The 7,247-nt window shown below is 38.8% G+C and carries 7 protein-coding genes; 5 read left to right on the plus strand and 2 right to left on the minus strand.

Features of this window, described 5'->3' with window-relative positions:
• Positions 1-807, plus strand: an 807-nt coding sequence (locus ABYK33_RS12180) for an Ig-like domain-containing protein (RefSeq protein WP_373033512.1), incomplete at its 5' end; no start/stop codon positions are given.
• 270 nt (positions 808-1,077) lie between these two features.
• Complete coding sequence (locus tag ABYK33_RS12185) at positions 1,078-1,542, plus strand: hypothetical protein (RefSeq protein ID WP_373033513.1); 465 nt, start codon at positions 1,078-1,080, stop codon at positions 1,540-1,542.
• 55 nt (positions 1,543-1,597) lie between these two features.
• Here ABYK33_RS12185 and ABYK33_RS12190 read toward each other — a convergent pair whose 3' ends face one another.
• Positions 1,598-3,418, minus strand: coding sequence for a hypothetical protein (locus ABYK33_RS12190; RefSeq protein WP_373033514.1), 1,821 nt, complete (start codon positions 3,416-3,418; stop codon positions 1,598-1,600).
• Between the two features lie 387 nt (positions 3,419-3,805).
• On the opposite strand from ABYK33_RS12190, the gene ABYK33_RS12195 reads away from it, so the two are divergent.
• Positions 3,806-4,957, plus strand: coding sequence for a hypothetical protein (locus ABYK33_RS12195; RefSeq protein ID WP_373033515.1), 1,152 nt, complete (start codon positions 3,806-3,808; stop codon positions 4,955-4,957).
• Between the two features lie 64 nt (positions 4,958-5,021).
• Here ABYK33_RS12195 and ABYK33_RS12200 read toward each other — a convergent pair whose 3' ends face one another.
• Positions 5,022-5,435 (minus strand): hypothetical protein, encoded by a 414-nt coding sequence (locus ABYK33_RS12200; protein ID WP_373033517.1) that lies wholly within the window; start codon positions 5,433-5,435, stop codon positions 5,022-5,024.
• Positions 5,436-5,652: 217 nt separating this feature from the next.
• Here ABYK33_RS12200 and trxA point away from each other — a divergent pair, with 217 nt between their 5' ends.
• Positions 5,653-6,030 (plus strand): thioredoxin, encoded by a 378-nt coding sequence (trxA, locus tag ABYK33_RS12205; RefSeq protein ID WP_373033518.1) that lies wholly within the window; start codon positions 5,653-5,655, stop codon positions 6,028-6,030.
• Positions 6,031-6,779: 749 nt separating this feature from the next.
• On the plus strand, positions 6,780-7,247 hold a 468-nt coding region (locus ABYK33_RS12210), incomplete at its 3' end, for a hypothetical protein (protein ID WP_373033519.1).

Genomic DNA, 7,247 nt, shown 5'->3' on the forward strand with positions numbered 1-7,247 from the left:
ACAGTGACAATCACGGCCGCGGCATTGCAATCCATTGCACTAACCCCAGCGAATCCTAGTTTGGCCGCTGGAATAACCCAGCAGCTGACAGCAACAGGAACCTATTCGGATGGAACCTCTATTGATATCACAGCTTCGATTACAACATGGAGCTCGGCTGCGACAGCTGTAGCAACAGTAAACAGTTCTGGATTAGTCAGTAGTGTCGATGTTGGTTCAGCCGTTATATCTGCTTCTTTAGACGGTATCAGCGGAACAACCACAGTGACAACGACAGCAGCAGTGCTAGAGTCTATAGTACTAACTCCCGCGAATCCATCTATTGCCAAAGGTTTAACCCAGCAGCTGACCGCTACCGGAACTTATTCTGATGGAAGTACTTTAAATATAACCGATGTGAGTTTATGGACATCGTCTAATAGTCCTGTGGCAACGTTTGTAAGTCATGGAAATGTTTATGGAGAAAATATAGGTTCAGCAGTGATTACCGCATCATACAATGGGATCAGCGGTTCGACAACAGTATCGATCATGCCCCCTGTGTTAGAATCGATAACAGTCAGTCCAAGTGACTTTACACTGTATTGGCCTGGAGATGTGGTACTGCTTACCTCAACAGGACACTATTCTGATGGAAGCTCTGCAGACATAACAGGTGCAACTCTCTTCTCATTACTTAACGGCGGTGACGGTGTGGCAATCCAAATAGGCGCTAGCACCTTGCAAATAATAGATTTTGGGACAACTTATCTTACCGCCACAGCAGAAGGAATAAGTACAATGGTAACAGTATTTATACCACTATAGCACAGTGATTAGGGAGTACTCTCTTGTCGGAATCATTCCAATAAGATAGTCATCTTTAATTAGCCATTTCTAAAGTAAAACAATAAAGACAAAGGAACAAAGCCTTTAAATTCCAATAGGAAATATTGGTTGCCTGAACCCGTTTATTTCAGATCTGCTTGACGATACTCAACACTACACTCCATCTTCCATATGTAAGAGAACAGATTTCTGATATGCATTTGGTTATGACAATATATTCTTATCTATACATCATCAAAAGGGGAAGTTATGCGTTATATTTTAGTAGCAGTTATAGCCCTGCTCTTGTTTGCAGGCTGTGCGGATTCGGTGAGTTTTATTTTGGCAGATCAGCGTGAGCAGGTGGGGTTTTGGTACGGTTTATGGCATGGTATGATCGTTGTTATTGCCTTTGTCGTGTCCCTTTTCGATGACAGTGTCGCCATCTACGCCGTCAACAACAGTGGCGGATGGTACGACTTTGGGTTTCTCTTAGGCGTCATCGCAGTCTGGGGCGGCGGTTCTCAAATGAAGTGCAGATCTGCCGCAGACAAAAGACGCGACAGAGAGTGGGAAGAGATAGGCAGTAAGGTTGAGACAAAAGTGATGCATAGGTTAAAAGAGTGGGCAGAAGACGAAGAGAGCAGAGAAAACACCCAAGAGTGGGACGAGATCAGCGAAAAAGTGGAGAAAAAACTAAAACGTAAAATCCGCGAGTGGGCAGAGAAAGAGTAAAAAGCCGGAGAGTTGGCTTTGCAGTGTTGTTTTAATTGTTGACTGATAAACGGACCTATGCATTCCCATCAAGTGATGGGAACGAGTAATAATCAGGATGTCCTGAAAAGTACTCTAAAGGGCATCCCTTTTCGATAAATGCTGTACAGAGATCAGCGTTAAGCCTGTTTATATAGTCCGAATCAGTTTTTAAAACAGTATCAACCAGATCTACAACGTCATCTGCATTTATACACCTTCCTAAGATTTTATATACTGCTAATTGTTTAGTTCCGTAATTATCATCATAGATAAAAGTCTCCAAAGCATATCCTCGATCAACAAGAGCATCTATTACATTGCGGTGCCTGTGTTTCATAAAATAGTGTAAAGGAAATCCTCTGTTCATCAGTTTTATACAAGTATCTGTATGAAGTTCTTCAACAAAATCAGGAACAGTCTGTATAACAGAGTCAACCAGTTTTACGACTTCATCTACTTTAGAGTACTGCTCTGCTATTTTTTCTAAGGCGCAACCGGCAATCCCGTAATCTTTAACATAAAGAAAAGTATCTAAAGCATACCCCTGAGAAATTACAGCTTTTTTTACATAACTATCTTCATCTTCTACTAAGATATCAAGTCCATAGCCTTGTTTTGCAACTTCCGCACGTACATATTTGTCTTCATCGTATAGTAATACATCGAGACCATAGCCCTGTTTTGCAACTTCTTTACGTACATCATAATCTTCGTCAGATACTAATATATCCAGCCTGTAACCTTGTTGCGCAACATGTCGACGAACATAAGAACTTTCGTCATTAACCAAAACATCCAGCCTATAGCCATGTTTTGCAACATATACACGAACTAGAGAGTCTTTATCGTTTATCAATACATCCAGTCCATAACCCTGCTCTGCCACTGCAATACGTACCCATTCATCTTTATCATTAATCAGTACATCAAGTCTATTGCCTTGTTTTGCAACCTCTTTACGTACCCTTTTATCTTCGTCATCTATCAATATATCTAGACCATACCCTTGTTTAGCAACGGCAGCTCTTATCCAAGCATTTGTACTGTTTATAAAATAGGACAAACAGTAACCCTTATTTATAATATCTATAGCGATGCCTTCATCCATGTCTTTAACCATATCCCGCATTCCAATTCCAGGTATAGTAATGCCAATTGACAGGGGAGCTAGCTTCGATATGTACTCAAGCGCTTTCATGGCTTCTTCACTGTTTTTGCAATTAGATATATTTTTAAGAAACTTTTCCCTTGCAGCATGACTAACATAGAAGTTATCATCAAGCATGAGGAGCTCGAGTGCATATCCGGACTTTGCCAGACCAAGTCGTACCCATGTACTTTTGTCATTCACTAAAGTATCGACCTTATAACCTTGTTCTGCTACCGCGCGACGTACACTGTTATCTTCATCATCTATTAATATATCAAGACCGTAGCCTTGTTCTGCCACTGCAGAGCGGACTACAGCTTCTTTATCATTTATAAGAGTGTTTAGTCCATATCCGGACTTTGCCACACCAGCACGAACTAAAGCACTTTTATCTTCAATAAGTAAAGAAGGTTTATAACCCTCTGCGGCAACTGCAGCCCTTATCTTACTCTCAGCGCTGTGCATAAAAACATCAAGACCAAAGTTCTTTTTAATAGCTATAAAAGTTATCCAGTTATAATCCAAATCAGCACTTTCACTCATCCGCCAATTGACATTTTTTTCATAATAATCTCGTTTTATAAATATGTGATAGTTCTCTTCTGTCATCTCATCAGCTATCTTAACAGCGAGCTTATCTGCTTCTTTTATAAAAAACTCTCTATCACTATCTGTCAGTATTTCATTGCAGCAACCATACCCCATAATGTCTCCTTTATAGTTTTATGTATGAATCTTAATAGATGCAAATGACAGGTTATGTCGCATGTGGATATGAAGATAATAGATAGTAAATCAGTTAAATGACACAACCTGTCGCCACTGCACTTTATACTCAACTGAAGTACAAAATAGTTGCTCATTCTTTTGAGCTAAACAACATTACTAAAAGGATAAGTCATCAAGAAAACCACTAGAACCTGGAAAGAGGCACCACTTCTAAATAAAATTGCTTTTATTGTATTTGCAATAGTTTTGGTAGCTGTTGTAGTTATACAAAACACCTAACCTTAAATATATGCTCAATTGAGCCAACCACAATGACTTAGAAAAAATGTGTCGCTAAGCCGTTTAACCTACAAGGACAATGATATGACATTACAAAAACAGATTATAGAGATATTACTGAAAAGAGACAGACCCTTTTATATCTTTACAGAAGATACACACCCTATGTTCCAGTCCGAACCTTTTCTGGTCGAACCTTCTAATCAGACAGACTATGATACTAAGCTTATAGCCACGCCTAACAAAGAGTATCGTCCATCTGCCAGGCTGGTAAGCTTAGAGGACAGTTACGACCCTGCACTAATCAAGAAAACACGTTTTGAGAGTGAAGAGGAGAAAGAGGCTGAGATAGATAGGATTCTTAAGGCTTCAGGCTTTACAAACAGTATGAGCAATCGAAAGTCAAAAGGTGAAGAGGTTGAAAGATACTTCAAACTCATTGAAGAGAAAAGGCAAGAGGAGCTTGACTTTAAACGCAACGGTCCAAAAATACACTTCATACTTCTAGATGATGTAAAACAGATACGTATTGCTTATGAAAAAGAGCTGGTCTTAGTATGGAGTTTTTATGCAGACAGAGACCGTGAAAGCTTAACGTCACTTTCTGACCTTTCTAATGTTGATGATGAGATGCTGATAGAGCGCTACCAAATGGCTAATCCGGCTACCTTGGAAGACAGTATCCGAAATAGTATTGTGAAAAGAGGAAAAGAGAAGTTCTTGACTGATCTTATCCCCTCTTATCCTGAAAAGCATAAGGAGATCATAGAGAAGTTTTTAAAGGAACAAGATGCTTATAGTTTTTTAAAAAGCATAGATGACCTCATGGAGGCTGAGAAAGGGAGGAAGGTAAAAACTGCTTTTAATATACTTGGATCAAAGTTTTATCATGAGTTTAATGGCCAATACAGAAAAGCAGAGTTGATGAATGCCATAACCTCATCGAGTGGGAGGTTTCCAAGAATTGAGGGTGGTCCTGTTTACAGGAGTAGAAGTTGGGCAAGCGCAATGGCAAACACAGGAAGAACAATTGATGTAGACAATAGGCTTGTCTTTAGACAGCCTATAGAAAAGATAGAAGAGATCATCAAACCGATGATGGTAGAGCATTATCATAAAGCAAGGGGCAATTATAAAAAAGAGATCAACTCTTATGCCTTTTATGATTTTTGCGGAAACAAGACTACGTACCCTCTAGAAGAGTTGGGCTTATGTAAGGAGGAGGCAGATGAATGAAGCCAGAGTTGAGTCTATTCATTACAATTCTGGAAGTGGTTTATAAAGATGGGGCTTGGATCGTTTAGAACAGCGGTGCAGTCGGCGGTGTGGCAAAATAGTACATTACAGAACCTACAGCAATAAGAAAAAAGCTAAACGGCAAAATACCCCAACTGGTAAAGTCACCAGGCTTTGAGATCTTTTCATCAATCATAACAAAGACGACTGAAAGTGCTGCAAACCCCAACAATACCAAAGAGGTGTAGTAGAGACCGATCCAGTAGAAAAATGCAACAATACCCAGCAGTACAACAAAAAAGACAATATCCCCATTTCTGCTCTCTATAGCTCTAACCTTTTTTCGCTCTTCTGCCATCTCGTCGTAACGTCTTTTGACCTCTTCATAATTCAAGTCTCTAAGGTCATCAAAACTGCTCGAAAGCATCTCTTTCATCCAGTGATACATAAATATATTTTGCGTTTTCTCTTCTGACATACTCAACCCTCTATTTAAAATATTCTGAAGTATATCGGCAGCTCTCTTTATCAACACTATAGTTGAATACTCTGCTAGGTTGTTTGGTGATATTCAATTAACGGAGTCTCTGAAAGAAGAGCTCTAATCACCCTTGACATGTAGTACCTTTATCAAGTAAATATATATTAAGTATAATATGGCATAATGATACTCATAAAAATATATAGGATTAAAAATGGCAACAGTAAATTTATCAGAAGCAAATTTCAGTGAGACTATTGAAAACAACAACATCGTGATCATAGATTTCTGGGCTCCATGGTGTGGCCCTTGTAAACAGTTTGGTCCGATCTATGAAAAAACATCCGAGCAGTACCCTGACATTGTTTTTGGAAAAGTCAACACTGAAGATGAGCAGGCCTTAGCTGGACAATTCCAGATCCGTTCTATTCCAACGACCATCATTATTAAAGAGAACATCGCTGTCTTCCAACAGCCAGGTGTTATGCCGGAAGAAGGCCTAAAAGATGTCATCAGACAGGTGCAAGAGCTTGACATGGACATGGTACGTCAAGAGCTAGAAAAACAGCAGCAAGCTGAAAACGCGAAATAGCCTCTTTCCACATCTTCTCAGTGCGTTAACAGCACTTTTCTCCAGGTGAATAGTTATCACCCGGCCCCTTCTTTTTAGACTGATACACTGACCTATGCATTCCCATAGAGTGATGGGAACGAGGAATAGAAGAATAAAGAAAGAGTTATCGTTATCACATGATCCCTATGTCTCTGTGTTCCAACGCTTGATCCGTAATTTGAACTATGCATTTGCATCGAGAAGATAGAAAAGAAAGCACAAGTTACCTACAAAAATGTAAGCACAATAGTTTATTTTTTTGGATAAATGTAGTGTTCAACAATATCATGTTCAACTAGATAGTTTTTACATACACTTTTTAGAGTACTTGGAATAATAATCTTTGTAATTATTTTCCTTCCTGTTTCCTTTTCATAACGATTCCATACTTCTATTAAATCACATCTAAAATCCATCTGAGCAACATATATAGCCTTTTGATTATGAGTCCTTTGGTCTTTTATAATTTTTTCAGGATGAAAGATAATAGGTAATGTACCTTTTAGACAATTTTACCTCGTTCCCATCGTCTCGATGGTAATGCATACATAAAACCTATTATGCGATAAAAAGGCACCTCAGAAAATATTTTACACTCATACTTTTTTCAATTTGGAACTGACTTTGCCGTGTTCTTTTAACTATTGACTGATAAACTGACCTATGCATTCCCATAGAGTGATGGGAACGAGGAAAACTGTAGTAATTTACTTCATAGGGTCTTTGACATGAAAAAACATACATTCATAGTAACAATAATCATCTTTCTTTTTGGAGTTGCAGGGTGTGGAACTACCGGGAAGACGCAACGGAGTACTGTCAGTTTAAATGATGTTCCAAAAGTATCACACTATCCCAAAATCAATGTCTTTCCAATTGAGGTAGATTCAAAAGGCATAATTCTGATAAATGTCGGTATTAAAGAGTATGGAAAGTTTGACGAAGCCGATAAAGAGAACATTGTATGGTCTTTGCGCGATACCCTCAAAAATGAAACACATAAAAAAAATTTCACAACATCAAAGCGATTCAATGTACACATTTTTTTACACAAATACATTGTAGCTGGCGACAATAATTCCGGTGCAGTCTGGGCAGCGGTAGATTGGTGCATAGCAGATGAAAAAAACAATATTCTGTTTAGTGAAACATTCTATGCAACAAAAACAACTAGATTTGTAGGAACAATTGGCGGA

Origin of the sequence: Sulfurovum sp. (assembly GCF_041562805.1) — a bacterium.
Lineage (GTDB): Bacteria > Campylobacterota > Campylobacteria > Campylobacterales > Sulfurovaceae > Sulfurovum.

Coding starts and splice junctions, on each gene's coding strand:
- ABYK33_RS12200 (WP_373033517.1), bottom strand. CDS start 5,435: ATGTCAGAAGAGAAAACGCAAAATATATTTATGTATCACTGGATGAAA.
- ABYK33_RS12185 (WP_373033513.1), top strand. CDS start 1,078: ATGCGTTATATTTTAGTAGCAGTTATAGCCCTGCTCTTGTTTGCAGGC.
- trxA (WP_373033518.1), top strand. CDS start 5,653: ATGGCAACAGTAAATTTATCAGAAGCAAATTTCAGTGAGACTATTGAA.
- ABYK33_RS12195 (WP_373033515.1), top strand. CDS start 3,806: ATGACATTACAAAAACAGATTATAGAGATATTACTGAAAAGAGACAGA.
- ABYK33_RS12190 (WP_373033514.1), bottom strand. CDS start 3,418: ATGGGGTATGGTTGCTGCAATGAAATACTGACAGATAGTGATAGAGAG.